Source organism: Sphingomonas sp. GlSt437 (assembly GCF_048015635.2).
Classification (GTDB): domain Bacteria; phylum Pseudomonadota; class Alphaproteobacteria; order Sphingomonadales; family Sphingomonadaceae; genus Sphingomonas.
The window spans coordinates 483,679-498,761 of the sequence record NZ_JBPGYA010000002.1; the positions used below are offsets into that span (position 1 = coordinate 483,679).

A 15,083-nucleotide genomic window follows, 5' to 3' on the forward strand; every position below is an offset into this window, starting at 1 on the left:
CAGAGTGATGGCGTAAGCCGCGGTCACGAACGGCCAGGGGTTCATACCGCTCCTCCAAAATCGCCATCGGTCGCGCGCCGCCGCAGCCGCGCTTCGGCCTTGGCGCTGGCGAGCATCGCCCGCATCCGCATCAGCACGATGCCGGCGAACAACAGCGTGAACCCACCGAGCGTGTACCAGAGCGGCCACAGGATCGCGGGGTCGATCGTCGATTTGGTGAGGCCAATGCTCTGGCCCTGGTGCAGCGTGTTCCACCACACCACCGAATAGCGGATGATCGGCAACAGCACCGATCCGGCGATGCCGTAGATCGCCGGAATGCGCCCATCACCGCCCCGCTCGGCATCGGCGCGCGCCAGTGCCATATAGCCGAGATAAACGAAGAACAGCAGCAGCATCGAGGTCAGCCGCCCGTCCCATTCCCACCAGGTACCCCAGGTCGGCCGCCCCCAGATCGAGCCTGTCGCTAGGCACAGGGCCGCGAACACCGCCCCGGGCAACGCAATCGCCCGCGCCGCGACCGCCGCCAGCGGGTGCCGCCAGACGAGATAAGTGAAGCTCGACACCGCAATGCCGCTCCACCCCGCCATGCCCAGCCACGCGGTCGGCACATGGATATACAGGATGCGGACCGTTTCGCCCTGCAGATAGTCAGCCGGCGTCTGCGTCAGCCCAGCCCAGGCGCCGATCGCGATCAGCAAAACCCCACTCCACAGCAAGGCTGGCGTTAGGGGTCGAGCGATTTTCAGGAACCGCGCAGGGTTCGCCAAGGCATGAATCGTCGGCACAGCGCGAATGTGATAGGATGGAATGATAGCGGAATCCACCTTTCTGCAGCGCCGCTTGGTCGCAACCCGGCTTTCCTACGCCGCACGCAAGGTAGAGAGCGCTAGGCGGCGGCAAGCCCTGTGGCTTTCGCGCAACAAAATTAGTCTTACGGCAGATACTTAGCGCCGAAGGGTTTCGTCGATCCGACTCGTTCTTTAAGGAACGGGTTAATCCGCCAGGGGCGAGGCGGACGTTTGAGATGGGGAAGTCAGTGGCGAGCAAGCTTGAGTATCCGGCGCCTTCCCTTACGGCTGTCGGCGCTGCTGTCATCGCGCAAGAAGCGGATGGGCTGGTCGCGCTCGCCAAAAGCCTGGACGATCGTTTTCGCGGCGCGGTTGAGGCGATCGCCGCTTGTCGCGGCCGAGTCGTGGTAACCGGGCTTGGTAAGTCGGGGCATGTCGGCCGCAAAATTTCATCGACGCTTGCTTCCACCGGGTCTCCCTCCTTCTTCCTGCACGCAGCCGAAGCCGGCCATGGCGATCTCGGCATGTTGTCGCCATCGGACGTGCTGCTCGTGCTCAGCAATTCGGGCGAAACCGCGGAGATCAAGCCGATCGTTGCGCGGGCGCTGCAGATTGGTGTGTCGGTGATCGCGATCGCATCGCGGCCAAGGTCGTACCTTGTCCGCTCGGCGACGTTTCCGCTGATGCTGCCTGACGTTGAAGAGGCCTGTCCCCACGGCACCGCGCCAACATCGTCCACCACGATGATGATGGCGCTGGGCGACGCGCTGGCGGTCGCGGCGATGGAAGCACGCGGCACGACGATCGAGGACATCGCGCGTTTTCACCCCTCGGGCACGATCGGCAGCCGGCTTGCGCCGGTCGAGTCCTTGCTGCCTTTCCGGGGACGCCTGCCGCGCGTCGCCCCCGACGCACCGATGAGCGAGGCCGTCTTCGAGATGACGTCCGCCGGGCGCGGCGCGGTCTGCGTGGTCGATGGCGACGGCCTGCTGGCTGGTATCATCACCGATGGCGACGTGCGCCGATCGATCGATCGCATCGCTGACGCGCGGTGCATCGACGTCATGACGCGCGATCCGCTAACCGTGCGCGAGGGGATGACCCGGCAGGAAGCCTATCACATCATGCACGACAACCGTGTGAACGTGCTTGTGGTGGTCAGTCGCGACGACGCCCGCCGCCCGCTCGGCATCGTCCATATTCACGACATCGAACTGATCGCGTGACCGCAGAGGCAAGCGGTACCGGCGCGACGATCATCATCCCGGCGCGCTACCAATCGTCGCGCTATCCCGGCAAGCCTCTTGCGGCGATCAAGGGCGCAGCTGGTGCGTCTAAGCCGCTGATCCAGCGCAGCTATGAGGCGGCCTCCTCCGTTGCCGGCGCCAATCGCGTGATCGTCGCGACCGACGATGCGCGAATCGCCGACGTGGTACGATCATTCGGCGGCCAAGTCGTCATGACGCCGGAAAGCTGCGCCAACGGCACCGAGCGCGTCGCAGCGGCCATCGCCGACCTGCCGGGCGACAGCGACATCATCGTCAATTTTCAGGGCGATGCGCTGCTGACGCCGCCTGACCTCGTCGCCAGCCTGATCAAACACATGGCCGCCAACACCGACTGCGCCGTCGCAACGGCCGCGGTGCGGTGCTCGCCAACCGCTTATCGCTATCTGATCGAAGATCAGGCTGCGGGCCGCGTCGGCGGCACTACGGTCGTGACCGATGCTCGGGGCAATGCGCTCTATTTCTCCAAGCGCGTCCTGCCGCATCTGCCGCCGGGCCACCCTGCCGAAGCCGATCCGCCGGTGCTGCTCCATGTCGGGCTCTATGCTTATCGCCGCACCGCGCTTGCCGCTTATATCGCTGCAGGCGAGACCGCGCTTGAACGGCTGGAGGGGCTGGAGCAATTGCGTTTCCTGGTGCATGGCGTGCGCGTGGCCGTCGTCGTGAGCGATCCGCCCGCCTGGGACTTGATCGAGCTCAATAACCCGAGCGATCTGCCGGCGATCGAGGCGATATTGGCGACCCGCGGGATTGAATGACGAATATGAAGATTAACGGCCAAGCAATTGGCAAAGGCGAGAAACTGTTCGTTATCGCCGGCCCGTGCGTGATCGAGTCCGAAGCTTTGGTGCTCTCGGTCGCCGAACGGCTGCGCGCGATTGCCGATCGGCTGGGGCTGTTCGTCATCTTCAAGTCGAGCTTCGACAAGGCGAACCGCTCGTCGGGCGCGTCGTTTCGTGGGCCGGGCCTGGACGAAGGCCTTGCGATCCTCGACAAGGTGCGTGCGGCGACCGGGCTACCGGTTCTGACCGACATCCATACGCCTGAGCAGGCGCGCGCTGCCGCGCAAGCCGTTGATGTTTTGCAGACGCCGGCCTTTCTTGCCCGCCAAACCGATCTGATCGAAGCCGCCGCCGCCACCGGCAAGCCGGTCAATTTCAAGAAAGCGCAATTCATGGCGCCGGGGGACATGGCGACGTTGGTCGCCAAGGCACGCGCCGCCGCGACCCGCGCCGGCGTGGCGATCGACAATTTCATCGTTACCGAGCGCGGCAGCAGCTTTGGCTATCACAATTTGGTCGTCGACATGCGCGGGCTGGCGACGATGGCCGAGACCGGCTGCCCGGTCTGCTTCGACGCGACACACGCGGTGCAGCTGCCCGGCGGCATGGGCGATCGATCGGGCGGTGAGCGGCGCTTCGTGCCCGTGCTCGCCCGCGCGGCGGTCGCGGCCGGGGCCCATGGCGTGTTTATCGAGACGCATCCCGACCCCGACAAGGCGCTTTCGGACGGGCCGAACAGCTGGCCGCTCGACCAGCTCGAGACACTGCTCGCCGAACTGCAGGCGCTCCACGCGCATCCTTCCGCCTTCTGATGGCGGACCCGCCCCGGCCCGTGTTGCGCGTGCCGCCATTTCCGGGGGCGCGACCGCAGCTGCTTGCCGTGCCGATGCCGGATCACCAGCCGAGCGCGGGCGAAGCGGATAAATGTGCAGCGCTGCTGCGCACCTTGCGCGTCGGTGGCGATTTTTGGAACGCTTCCAGTCCCTGGGACCGTTTCGACGGCCAGGCAGAGTGGACCGCCGATGCCGATGACGAAAGCGCGTTGCTCGCGCGTATCGCGGGCCTTCATGTCAGCGTGACCGGCGACGGCCGGTTCAGTGACTGTGCGAGTTCGGCTGCCCTCCCGGTCGAGGAACTTGTCTCCCGTCACCTGCTCACCGGGATCGCCTATTGCTGCCCCTTCACGGGCGCGCCGAGCAGCGGCGAAGCGGCGATCCAGCAGCTGGGCGAGTGGCGCGCGCTGATCGAGCGCAATCGTCGGCTGGGCGCGGTGATCGGCATTGCCGGCTGGAAGCGGACCACGGTGACACCGCTGCTCTGGGACGGCGCCGATGGGCCGCGTTACGCGCGCCGGGTGCCCGCCAAGTCCAATCGCCTGGTTGGCATTTGGAAATCGCGCGCGCCCAAATCGGCGCTTGCCGCGCTCGCCGCGAACGGCCAACCAACCGCCGAAATCGAAGATGGCTTCATCCGCTCGACCGGCCTCGGCGCCGATTGCGTGCCGCCCTTGTCGATTATCGTCGATGAACGCGGCATCTATTTCGACCCCGCTGGACCGAGCGACTTGGAAGACATCCTGCGCGACGCGGCGTTCGATGGCGCCTTGCTCGAGCGGGCAGAGTCCCTGCGCCAAGCGATCGTCAAAGGCGGCATCAGCAAATATGCCGCCTCGACGAGAACCCTTCCCCGCCCCGCCGGGCCTCGCCGCACCGTGCTCGTGCCGGGGCAGGTCGAGGACGACCGGTCGGTACTGAACGGCGGCGGCGAGGTTCGCTCCAACCTCGACCTGCTGCGCCGCGCCCGCGCCGAAGAGCCCGATGCCTACCTCATCTTCAAGCCCCACCCCGATGTCGAGGCCGGTCATCGCGCCGGCCACGTCCCGGTGCGCGCGGCGTTGAGCTTGGCGGACGACATTGTTCGCGATACGCCGATGAGTGCCTTGCTCGACATGGTGGACGCGGTCCATGTACTCACGTCGCTCGCCGGCTTCGAGGCACTGATGCGCGGCAAGGAAGTGATCACCCACGGCACGCCCTTCTACGCGGGTTGGGGACTGACCAGCGATCGTGCGCCGATTCCACCACGACGCGGACAAATTCGGTCCATAACGGAACTAATAGCCGGAACGTTAGTCTTATATCCGCGTTATCTTGACTTCGTCACACGATTGCCATGCGGACCTGAAATAGCGATTCGTCGGATAAGCGAAGGGTTGGGAGAGAACCATTCGTTACTGGTGCAGGCTCGACGGGTACAGGGGCGCGTGACCAAAGCACTGAAGAGGCTCGCATAGAGCTTAAAAAGGGGTGAGAATGAAGCTGGAACCCGCGCTGCAGCGCCGGTATCTATTCCTGCAAGGCCCCCCGGGACCCTTGTTTCGGGAAATCGGCCGGCGCTTGGCCGACAATGGTCACGCGGTATTTCGCCTCAATCTCAACGGCGGCGACGAGCATGACTGGCCAGATGGCTCGGTCAATTATCGGGGCACCGTGCGGCGTTGGCCGCAATTCGTCCATGACTATATGGAACAGAACGGCATCACCGACCTGATTCTCTATGGCGATTGCCGACCAATGCACATGGTCGCGCACGGCATGGCCAAGCTGCGCGGCGTGGCGATCCATGTTCTCGAAGAAGGCTATATCCGCCCGGACTGGATGACTTGGGAGCCCGATGGCGTGAACGGCCATTCGACGCTGCCCAAAGACCCGCATTGGTATCTCAACGAAGCGCGCAACTTGCCACCGCTGCCGGACTTGCCACCGGTGACGGCAAGCTTCAAACGCCGCGCGCACGATTCCTATTGGCATTATCACCGTATCGTCACCGCGCGCTGGAAGTTTCCCTTTTACCGCACGCATCGGCCCAACTGGATCATTGGTGAGGGGATTGGCTGGTCGGTCCGCTATCTGCGCTCCTGGCGGCATCGTCGCCTGAGCGACGAGGCGATGCAGCGGCTGGAGGGCAAGCGCTATTTCCTGATGCCGCTGCAGCTTTCCGCCGATTACCAGATCCGCATTCACTCGCCTTTCGCCTCGATGCACGAGGCCGCCGAGATCGTGCTCGGCAGCTTTGCGCGCCATGCCCCCAAAGACGCGATGCTGCTGGTCAAGGATCACCCGCTTTATTGCGGCATCCGCGACTGGGGGACGCATCTGATGGGCATTGCCCGCCGCCTCGGCATCGCCGACCGCCTCGTCCATGTCTATTATGGTGACTTGCAGACGATGATCGATGGATCGGCCGGCATGGTCTGCGTCAACAGCACCGCCGCGACGCTCGCGCTCGCCAGTGGTAAACCTGTAAAGACGCTCGGCGAAGCGGTTTATGACATGCCCGGTATCACCGACCAGCAGCGGCTCGATAGTTTCTGGAATCGGCCGCAAGCGCCGGACAGCCGCGTCTACGACGCTTTCTGCCGCGTCCTCCATGCTCGCTGCCTGGTGCGCGGCGGCCTTGCCAGCGAAAGCGCCGTCAAGCTGCTGATCGAGGGCTTGATGGCGAAGCTGGAAAACCAAACGGTCGCAACGCTGCGCGCGGTGGGCTGACCCCTCGGCTGCAAAGGCTTTAGCGGCTAGCGGGACGCGACCACGGCGCCACCTTTCATAACCAGTTCGACATGTCGCACCGCATCGATCGACTGGGTCGGGTCGCCAGAAACCGCGATCAGATCGGCCAGCAATCCCGGCTTTAGCGAACCAACCCGATCGGCGAGCTTCAGCACGCGAGCGTTGCCGGCCGTCGCCGCGATAAGGACTTGCGCCGGCGTCATCCCGTCGGCCGCCATCAACACCATCTCGCGCGCATTGTCGCCATGCGGGAAGACCCCGACATCGCCGCCCATGCAGATGCTCACCCCGGCCTTCAAAGCGAGTTTCAGGCTCTCGCGACTCTGACGGACGCCGGCCGGCGCGGGCTCGTCGCCGGTCCAGCCGCGATAGCGCGACGTCGCATCGACCGCGGCGAGCGTCGGGCACAAAGCGATATGCTTGGCGGCCATGGCAGCGAAGACTTCGGCCGTGCCGCCATAACCATGCTCGATCGTGTCGACACCAGCCTCGACCGCGCGACGCATGCCCTCGGTGGTCGAGGCATGGACCGCAACCGGACGACCGGCATCATGCGCGGCGGCAACGGCGGTACGCATTTCGTCGAGGCTTAGTGTCGGCCGGCTATCCTCGCCGGGGCGCCAGCGATAATCGGCGTAGAGCTTGATCCAGTCCGCGCCGGCGGCAATCTGCCGGCGAACCGCCGCGACGATATTGTCGGTGCCAGAAACCTCCTCGGCCCCTTGCGGCACCTCGACACCGGGCTCGAACCCTTTCGGGCCATAAGCGCCCTTGGCGACGATTGCCCGGGTCGCGACCGCGAGCCGCGGGCCGATGACAATCCCCTGGTCGATTGCCTGACGCAGGCCGACATCGGCATAGCCCGCGCCTTCAGTGCCGAGGTCGCGTTCGCTGGTGAATCCGGCAAGCAATGTTGCGCGCGCCTGCACAACTGCCCGCGCGGTGCGCAGCGCCAGCGGCTCGTGCAGCACCTGATCATCCCAGCTTGCCTCGTTATAGGGGTGGAGGAACAAGTGGCTGTGCCCCTCGATCATGCCCGGCATCAGCGTATCGCCCGCGAGCAGGATGACGCGTGTGCCGGCAAGGGCGGTAAGATCGGGTCCCACCGCTTCGATCCGCTCGCCGCGCACCAGCACTTGCCAGCCGGCATGAACCTTGCCGTCGACGCCGTCGAACACGGCATCGGGCTTCAACAGAATGGCGCTTTGATCCTTGGGCTCGGCATTCCCCAACAGCAGCGCGGCCCCCATTGCCAACGCTTGCCGCAACCAACGCTTGGTCATCTCGCCCTTCCCGCTCTAAGCTCGCTGCCATGGATACCCGTCTTCGCGCGCTTCGCAATCCGCTGATCCTGCTCTCGCTTGCGGCAACGGCCGCGGCGCCCGCCCCTGACGCCGTGCGCTGGCGCGAGGAGGCGGCCCGCGTCACCATCATCCGCGACGACTGGGGCGTGCCGCACATCCATGGCCACAGCGATGCCGACGCCGTGTTCGGCATGATCTACGCGCAGGCCGAAGATGACTTTCCCAGGATCGAAACCAATTATCTGACCGCGCTTGGCCGCACCGCCGAGGCCGATGGCGAAGGCGCGATCTGGGCGGACTTGCGCCAGCGGCTGTTTGTCGATCCGGAGCAATTAAAGGCCGATTATGCCGCCAGCCCCGCCTGGCTGCGCGCGCTGATGGATGCCTGGGCCGACGGTCTCAACTATTATCTCGCCGCGCACCCCGAAACCAAGCCGCGCGTGCTGACCCATTTCGAGCCGTGGATGGCGCTGAGCTTCACCGAAGGCAGCATCGGCGGCGATATCGAGCGGATTTCGCTGGGCGATCTGGCCAGCTTCTACGGCAAGCCGACAGCGCGGACGCCCGAGGAATTGGGCATGATCCCGCGCGAGCCCTCAGGCTCGAACGGCATCGCGATCGCGCCCCGGCTGACCAAGGACGGCCATGCCCTGTTGCTGATCAACCCGCACACCAGCTTTTACTTCCGCTCCGAAGCGCAAGTGACGAGCGATGAGGGCCTGAACGCTTACGGCGCGAGCACCTGGGGCCAGTTTTTCGTCTATCAGGGCTTCAACGCCCATGCCGGGTGGATGCACACATCCTCCACCGTCGACAATGTCGACGAGTTTGCTGAGAAGGTAACGCTGACCCGGACCGGGCCACCGCGCTACTCCTATGGCAAGGAGCTGCGACCGCTCATCGAGAAGCAGGTGACTCTGAGCTATCGCCAGCCCGATGGCACGCTAGCGAAACGGACCTTCAAGACCTATGCGACGCACCACGGCCCCATCACGCGCTCTGAAAACGGCCGCTGGATTGCCACCGCGCTGATGTGGCGGCCCATCCCCGCACTCGAGCAAAGCTATCTCCGCACCAAGACCACCAATCTCGCCGACTACCTCGCCATCGCCGATCGCAAGGCCAATTCGTCCAACGACACGCTGTTCGCCGACGACAAGGGCGAGATCGCATTTCTGATGCCGCAATTCATGCCGGTCCGCGACAATCGCTTCGACTATACCCGGCCTGTCGACGGCAGCGATCCCGCGACCGACTGGCATGGCCTGCACAGCCTGGCGAGCTTGCCCAGCGTCGCCAATCCACACATCGGCTGGGTGCACAACACCAATGACTGGCCGTGGAGCAGCGCCGGGCCGGACAGTCCCAAAGCCGCCGATTATCCCCGCTACATGGATCAGATCGGCCCCAATGCGCGCGGCGAACATGCCGATCTGTTGCTGACGGGGAAGAGCGGGTGGACAGCGGAGGGCCTGCGAGCGGCGGCCTTCGATTCCTATCTGCCAGCGTTCGCGCATCTGGTGCCGGGCCTGGTCGCGGCGTGGCACGCGCTGCCCGCCGATGACCCCCAGCACGCCGCGCTTGCCGAGCCGATCGCGGCGCTGGAGCAGTGGGATTACCGCTGGAGCGGCGACTCAGTCGCCACCAGCCTGGCCGTGCTATGGGGCGATCAGCTGTGGCGGGAGGTGGGCAGCTTCGCCCAGGCCGAACGGATCAACGTGCCCGATTATATTGCCACCCGCGTCTCCCCCGAGGCCAAGTTGAAAGCGCTCACCGCCACTGTCGAACAGCTCAATCGCGATTTCGGCAGCTGGCGGACGCCCTGGGGGCAGATAAACCGTTATCAGCGGATCGACGACGCGATCACGCCGCATTTCAGCGATGCGCAGCCGTCCAAGCCCGTCCCCTTCACCTCGGCGCAATGGGGCAGCCTCGCTTCGTTCGGCGCCAAACGCTGGCCGGGCACGGCGCGCTATTACGGCACTAGCGGCAACAGCTTCGTCGCGGTGGTCGAGTTCGGCCCGCGCGTGAAAGCAATGGCGGTGATGGCGGGCGGGCAGAGCGGCAACGCCGCCTCACGCCACTTCGCCGATCAGATCGATCGCTATGCGGCCGGCGCGCTCCGCCCGATCTATTTCTATCCTGACGAGCTCAAAGGCCATATCGAGCGGCGCTATCGGCCCGGCGAAATCGCCGCTCAGCCCCCGACCCAGGCTTCCAGCCGAGCGAAATGATCGTCCCACGAAGGCGGCGCATAGCCGACCAAGTGCGCGCACCGCGCCGCGCGCTCCGGACTGTCCAGGGGCACATAACGCGCCATCAGGTCTGCCCAGGCGGCCGGATCATGCGGCGATAAATAAGCGGGCAGCTCGCCGGCCGTTTCGCGGAAGACCGGCAGGTCGCTGGCGATCACTGGCGTCCCCAAGGCCAGTGCCTCGGCAACCGGCAATCCCTGGCCCTCGACGAAACTCGGGAACAGCAAGGCGCGCGCGTGTGTAAGCCAGGCCAGCAACTCGTCATCACCGCATTGGCCGCGCTCGATGATGAACGGGCGCAGCCTGGCGTCGTTGTCGAGCACCGCGAAAACATCTTCCGCTGCCCAGCCGCGCGCGCCAATCAACACCAGTTTCGGTGCGGCCGGCCCCATTCGCTTGACCAGCAGCCTGAGTGCTTCAAGCACCAGAGCGTAGTTCTTCCGCCCTTCGATCGTGCCGATCATCAGGAAATAGGGCTGCGCGATCGGCGGCTCGGATGATCGCAGCGGCCTCACCGACAGCCCCAGCTGGGCCACCAGCACCGGCGGCAGCGGCAAATGCTCCGCGCTTGCAAACTCTGCCAGCGCAACAGCGCTATCGGCGCTGTTGGTCGTAATGCCGCGCGCCAGCTTCAGCGCGGCATGGATGCGCGACGCATGCCGCTCGCCCTCGCCCGCGCGGCAATATTGCGGGTGCGTGATCGGGATCAGGTCGTGAATATAATAAACCGCGCGCGCGCCGCTTGACCGTACCCAGCGTGCATGCCCGGGCAGGTCGAGCCCGGTATGGCCGACATTCAAATAGATCGCGCCGTGATAGCCGCCCGCCGGTGCGCGCGACGCAAATGCCTGGAGCAATGGCGGCATCACCCGGCGCGCAAAATCGGCCTGGTGCTCGATCAGCGCATCGAACAACCGCATCGATCGCTCCCGATCGAGCACGCGAGTAAAGCCGCCGCGCTGCACCACCGCCAGCGCACGGCTGCGATAGTGTTGCGCATAAGCCAGGCACGCGCGATCGACGCCAGTCGGGTGCTGGCCGCGCCAGCGCCGCCACACCATGCGGCTGACATCGAGAAGAAGGCGGGTATCGGGGTACATCGGGATCAACGAGCACGGGCTTAGCCGCGTTAACGCGTCGGCTCCAGTCCGGCATCGGTCAGCACGCCCCGCCGATAGAGTAGCGCGAAGATCGGGTTGAGCAACGGATTGCTCCAACCGTTATTGGTCGCGAAATCGCGCTTCAGACTGTCATGGTGCTTCTGGTGCGCGGCGGGTGTCATCAGCAGCCCAACGCGCCGCATCGCCCGGATGATCCAAGGATTGGCGGCGCGATGCAGCGTGCCGTGAAAATACTGCGCGAAGGTGCCGCCGACAATCAGGCTGATCCCGCAAACGACCAGCCACCCCGGCGGCGGCGCGATGAAACACCAAAGGTTCAGCAACAGCGACGCGGGCAATGTGCCGGCCGCGACCGACGAGCCGATCAGCACCTTCATCGATCGCCGCCCCAGCGCATCGGGCCGGGGATGATGGTTCTTGAAATCATAGACCAGCCGCTGGAACGGCCCGACCCGCGCCATGACATCGCGCCGCAAACCTTCATAAGCCGCGCTCGACCGGTCGCCGGGATAGAAATAGAGCTGATTGAACCCCACCCCTGGACGGGCCGGCCAATAATCCATCGTCATGTGGATGACGCCCGACGCGAGGTCGGCCAGATACCACCCCACCAGCGCAGCAGGGATCATAAGCCAGTCGGCATGCTGAACGGCAAAGCCCGCGTTCAAAGCAAGCGATAAGCCGAAAAGAGCAAAAAGCAACTGCATGGAACTCGATTAACGCCAATTTGATGGCAGTGGTGTTACCTGCTTTTCGCGGCGCCGCCTAGGGAGTCGCATTCGACCGGCAGGGTACGGAACCGATCACCACCAAGTCGCTTGCCGCATTGCCGCCTTGCCTTCATAAGTCTCTCGGCAAACTCGAGTTGGTTTTCACGCTATGCCCGCCTCTCTCATGCCCGTCATCCTATCCGGCGGCGCCGGTACGCGGCTATGGCCGATGTCAACCCCTGAGCGGCCCAAACAGTTCTTCGCGTTGGGGCACGATACCCACAGCCTGCTCCAACAAGCCGCGCTTCGTGGTCGGGACTTGCCCGAAGCTGGGCCCGCAATGGTGGTGGCCAGCGACCGCCACGCTGATCTCGTCACGATGCAGCTGGCGGACGTAAACTGCGCAATCGACGCGCTGATCCTTGAGCCCGTCGGTCGCAACACCGCGCCTGCCATTGCCGTTGCAGCGCTCACAGCCCGTGCCCCCGATACGCTGTTGCTGGTCATGCCGAGCGACCAGGTCATCACCGACGTAGGCGCGTTCGGGGCCGCCGTCGCCAAGGCCCGCCCCTTGGCCGAGCAAGGCTGGCTGATCACCTTCGGCATCGAGCCCAGCCGCCCCGAAACGGGCTATGGCTATATCAGACTAGGAGAGCCCTTGGCCGATGGCGTTCACCGTGTGGACCGCTTTGTCGAAAAGCCCGACCGCGATCGCGCCAAAGCCATGCTCGCGAGCGGCGACCATGGCTGGAACGCCGGCATTTTCCTGTTCCGCGCTGACGCCATGCTTGCGGCCTTGGCCGAGCATGCCCCCGATGTCCTTGCCGCAGCCCGCGCCGCCTGCGATTTGGGCAGTCGCAATGGCGAGCGACTGCTCCTCAACCCCGACGCTTTCGCCCAGGCGCCATCGATCTCGATCGACTATGCCGTGATGGAACGATCCAATCGAGTGGCCGTCGTTCCGGTCTCGATGGGCTGGACCGATCTGGGCAGCTGGGATGCGATCCACGACTTCGGCCCCGCCAGCGCAGAGGCCAACGTGCACCACGGCGATATCATCGCCCTGGATACCAAGAATTGCCTGATCCGCGCCGATGGCCTTCGCGTGGCGGCGGTGGGCGTCGAGGACCTGATCATCGTTGCCAGCGGCGACACCGTGCTGATCCTGCCCCGGGGACAGTCGCAGGACGTGAAGCGAGTGATGGACGCGCTTTGAGGGGAGCCGACAGAACGGCAGCAACCGTCCGAGGCGCCAGATTTGCAACGTAAACAGCTCGGTTTCGCGGCTAACCGCGGGATGATGAAACGGATCGACGACATGATCGGTTTTCGATAGCCGCTGTAAGGCAGCTATCTCTCTGGACAGCCTCGCCGAGCCAACCTCGTCGCGATCGAAGCCACGTAACACCGAATGGTGACGGCTTGTCGTTGCGCGCGGCTTATAAAGCGCTTGCCAGCAGCAGGCCTGTGGAGACGCTCGGCCAGCGGTTTGCGACAAGTCCGGAGCAGGCTTCTCTTTCAGACATAAATCGCTAATTTGCTGAATGCGTGTTGAAGCCTGCCAGAGCCGGTGGGCGCAGGGGTATCTTTATGTTTTATACTTGGCGTCTCTCGATCACGGGGCGCACTATCAGCCATTCCATTCGGGATTACCAACGGTTCACCAGGAAAAAGTTGCGGCAACTCCCCCATGATCGCCGCCTTGCATTGGCGCAAGCCGTGGGAGCAGCATCGATGGAAGATTTCTACACTCAGGGCGATGGACATGTTGCCGTCCTGCGGCATCACGGCTTGGCCAACGATATGACTGTCTATGACTTGGGATGTGGTTGCGGGCGCACTGCGCAGGCGCTTCAGCGATCAGGCTGGCGAGGGACCTATATCGGTGCCGACGTGGTGCCCGCACTCATCGAAGAGCTTGCCCGCCGATGTCCGGACTACACAGCCACGCTCAATTACACCCCGACCATTGCAGCGGCCAATTCATCCGTCGATTTTGTGTTCCACTGGTCCGTCTTCACGCACCTGTATCCCGCCGAAGCTTATCTTTACATCGAAGATGCCTTCCGGGCGCTAAAGCCGGGCGGGAAGATGGTGTTCTCGTTTCTTGAGCTAGAGGACCCTGCCCATGACCGGATCTGGAACTCGAACCTCAAGCGGCTCAGGAACGGGAAATCAGCTGAACAGCTGGACAGTTTCATGCATCGTGACTGGATCAGACGCTTTGCCCGTGATGCCGGTTTTGGCGAGCCACAATTTACCGATGGATCGGACGGCAGCCATCACCCCGAATTCTGGCAGGCACTCGTCGTTATGACAAAACCAAGCTGAAGCAACCGCCGAAACGGTCAACTTGGTCCGTTGCGCTGCAGGCAAATTCAGCGCTCCGGACGTTCTTCCAATATGCTCCGCAAATATCGGCCATAATCGGACTTGCCGAGGCGCGCGGCAGCCGCTTCAAATTCGGTGGCTTGAATATATCCCTGTCGGAACGCGACTTCCTCGGGTGCGGCAATCTTGAACCCCTGCCTTTTTTCGAGAACCCGCACATACTCGGCAGCGTCGAGCAGGCTGTCGGGCGTACCGGTATCGAGCCAAGCATAGCCACGTCCCATAACCTCTACATGCAGGTCGCCACGCTCGAGATAGATGCGATTGACGTCAGTGATCTCCAGTTCGCCGCGGACCGACGGCTTTAAGTTTGCGGCAATGTCGACGACCTGTTCGTCATAGAAATACAGCCCCGTCACCGCCCAGTTGGACTTGGGCTGTGCGGGCTTCTCCTCGATCGAAATCCCGCGCATGTTTTCATCAAAACTGACCACGCCGTACCGTTCAGGATCATGTACGTGATACGCAAAGACGCTCGCCCCCCGGGTCCGGGATAAAGCGCGGCCCATGAGCTCGGGCAAGCCGTGGCCGTGGAAGATATTGTCCCCCAGAATCAGCGCAGATTGCTGACCAGCGACGAAATCGGCACCAATGATGTAGGCCTGTGCCAAACCATCCGGGCTCGGTTGCTCGGCGTAGTCGATCGACATGCCCCATGCGGCACCATCGCCAAGCAGCGACTGAAACGCGGGAAGATCGCGGGGTGTGGAAATGATCAGTACTTCGCGGATGCCCGCAAGCATCAATGTGCAAAGCGGATAATAGATCATCGGTTTGTCGTAGACCGGCATGAGCTGCTTCGAGAGCGATAGCGTCATCGGGAAGAGGCGTGTTCCACTACCGCCAGCCAGTATGATGCCCTTCACGTTTGCTG

The 15,083-nt window shown here is 64.0% G+C and carries 13 protein-coding genes; 8 read left to right on the plus strand and 5 right to left on the minus strand.

All coding sequences use genetic code 11. The annotated features are described in order from the left end of the window. Positions 1–41: 41 nt before the first annotated feature. Complete coding sequence (ccmC, locus tag ACLB0R_RS11805; protein WP_416643492.1) at positions 42–788, minus strand: heme ABC transporter permease CcmC; 747 nt, start codon at positions 786–788, stop codon at positions 42–44. Between the two features lie 251 nt (positions 789–1,039). Here ccmC and ACLB0R_RS11810 point away from each other — a divergent pair, with 251 nt between their 5' ends. The 5 genes from ACLB0R_RS11810 to ACLB0R_RS11830 all read left to right on the plus strand — a co-directional run bounded on the left by ACLB0R_RS11810 (position 1,040) and on the right by ACLB0R_RS11830 (position 6,407). Next, the gene (locus tag ACLB0R_RS11810) at positions 1,040–2,017 is read left to right on the plus strand and encodes a KpsF/GutQ family sugar-phosphate isomerase (protein ID WP_416643491.1); all 978 of its coding nucleotides are present in this window, start codon (positions 1,040–1,042) and stop codon (positions 2,015–2,017) included. After that, positions 2,014–2,835 (plus strand): 3-deoxy-manno-octulosonate cytidylyltransferase, encoded by an 822-nt coding sequence (locus ACLB0R_RS11815; protein ID WP_416643490.1) that lies wholly within the window; start codon positions 2,014–2,016, stop codon positions 2,833–2,835. Before ACLB0R_RS11810 ends, ACLB0R_RS11815 begins: the two co-directional genes overlap by 4 nt. A 5-nt stretch (positions 2,836–2,840) precedes the next feature. Continuing rightward, positions 2,841–3,671, plus strand: a complete 831-nt coding sequence (gene kdsA / locus ACLB0R_RS11820; RefSeq protein WP_416643489.1) for a 3-deoxy-8-phosphooctulonate synthase — start codon at positions 2,841–2,843, stop codon at positions 3,669–3,671. A 263-nt stretch (positions 3,672–3,934) separates the two neighbouring features. Next, positions 3,935–5,152, plus strand: a complete 1,218-nt coding sequence (locus ACLB0R_RS11825; RefSeq protein WP_416643488.1) for a capsular polysaccharide export protein, LipB/KpsS family — start codon at positions 3,935–3,937, stop codon at positions 5,150–5,152. A gap of 19 nt (positions 5,153–5,171) precedes the next feature. Beyond that, a complete protein-coding gene (locus ACLB0R_RS11830; RefSeq protein ID WP_416643487.1) occupies positions 5,172–6,407 on the plus strand; it encodes a capsule biosynthesis protein in 1,236 nt (411 codons plus the stop codon). Positions 6,408–6,433: 26 nt separating this feature from the next. Here ACLB0R_RS11830 and ACLB0R_RS11835 read toward each other — a convergent pair whose 3' ends face one another. Beyond that, on the minus strand, positions 6,434–7,711 hold the full coding sequence (locus ACLB0R_RS11835; RefSeq protein WP_416643486.1) for a metal-dependent hydrolase family protein: 1,278 nt from the start codon (positions 7,709–7,711) through the stop codon (positions 6,434–6,436). A 29-nt stretch (positions 7,712–7,740) separates the two neighbouring features. Here ACLB0R_RS11835 and ACLB0R_RS11840 point away from each other — a divergent pair, with 29 nt between their 5' ends. Then, positions 7,741–9,966, plus strand: a complete 2,226-nt coding sequence (locus tag ACLB0R_RS11840) for a penicillin acylase family protein (RefSeq protein WP_416643485.1) — start codon at positions 7,741–7,743, stop codon at positions 9,964–9,966. On the opposite strand, the gene ACLB0R_RS11845 is transcribed toward ACLB0R_RS11840, so the two are convergent. Further along, on the minus strand, positions 9,930–11,087 hold the full coding sequence (locus ACLB0R_RS11845) for a glycosyltransferase family 4 protein (RefSeq protein ID WP_416643954.1): 1,158 nt from the start codon (positions 11,085–11,087) through the stop codon (positions 9,930–9,932). The two genes, ACLB0R_RS11840 and ACLB0R_RS11845, sit on opposite strands and share 37 nt — an antisense overlap. A 29-nt stretch (positions 11,088–11,116) precedes the next feature. Then, positions 11,117–11,737, minus strand: a complete 621-nt coding sequence (locus ACLB0R_RS11850; protein ID WP_416643484.1) for a fatty acid desaturase CarF family protein — start codon at positions 11,735–11,737, stop codon at positions 11,117–11,119. A 265-nt stretch (positions 11,738–12,002) separates the two neighbouring features. On the opposite strand from ACLB0R_RS11850, the gene ACLB0R_RS11855 reads away from it, so the two are divergent. Both ACLB0R_RS11855 and ACLB0R_RS11860 read left to right on the plus strand, forming a co-directional pair. Further along, positions 12,003–13,034, plus strand: a complete 1,032-nt coding sequence (locus ACLB0R_RS11855) for a mannose-1-phosphate guanylyltransferase/mannose-6-phosphate isomerase (protein ID WP_434953847.1) — start codon at positions 12,003–12,005, stop codon at positions 13,032–13,034. 374 nt (positions 13,035–13,408) lie between these two features. Then, positions 13,409–14,149 carry a class I SAM-dependent methyltransferase gene (locus ACLB0R_RS11860; protein WP_416643482.1) on the plus strand — a complete coding sequence of 247 codons (741 nt, stop codon included), beginning with the start codon at positions 13,409–13,411 and terminating at the stop codon, positions 14,147–14,149. Positions 14,150–14,196: 47 nt separating this feature from the next. Here ACLB0R_RS11860 and rfbA read toward each other — a convergent pair whose 3' ends face one another. Beyond that, a complete protein-coding gene (gene rfbA / locus ACLB0R_RS11865) occupies positions 14,197–15,075 on the minus strand; it encodes a glucose-1-phosphate thymidylyltransferase RfbA (protein WP_416643481.1) in 879 nt (292 codons plus the stop codon). Between the last annotated feature and the right edge of the window lie 8 nt (positions 15,076–15,083).

Excerpts from the sequence above, each read along its gene's own strand:
- ACLB0R_RS11845 (WP_416643954.1), bottom strand. The coding sequence starts at position 11,087 with ATGTACCCCGATACCCGCCTTCTTCTCGATGTCAGCCGCATGGTGTGG.
- ACLB0R_RS11860 (WP_416643482.1), top strand. The coding sequence starts at position 13,409 with ATGTTTTATACTTGGCGTCTCTCGATCACGGGGCGCACTATCAGCCAT.
- kdsA (WP_416643489.1), top strand. The coding sequence starts at position 2,841 with ATGAAGATTAACGGCCAAGCAATTGGCAAAGGCGAGAAACTGTTCGTT.
- ACLB0R_RS11830 (WP_416643487.1), top strand. The coding sequence starts at position 5,172 with ATGAAGCTGGAACCCGCGCTGCAGCGCCGGTATCTATTCCTGCAAGGC.
- ACLB0R_RS11850 (WP_416643484.1), bottom strand. The coding sequence starts at position 11,737 with ATGATCCCTGCTGCGCTGGTGGGGTGGTATCTGGCCGACCTCGCGTCG.
- ACLB0R_RS11835 (WP_416643486.1), bottom strand. The coding sequence starts at position 7,711 with ATGACCAAGCGTTGGTTGCGGCAAGCGTTGGCAATGGGGGCCGCGCTG.
- ACLB0R_RS11840 (WP_416643485.1), top strand. The coding sequence starts at position 7,741 with ATGGATACCCGTCTTCGCGCGCTTCGCAATCCGCTGATCCTGCTCTCG.
- ACLB0R_RS11855 (WP_434953847.1), top strand. The coding sequence starts at position 12,003 with ATGCCCGTCATCCTATCCGGCGGCGCCGGTACGCGGCTATGGCCGATG.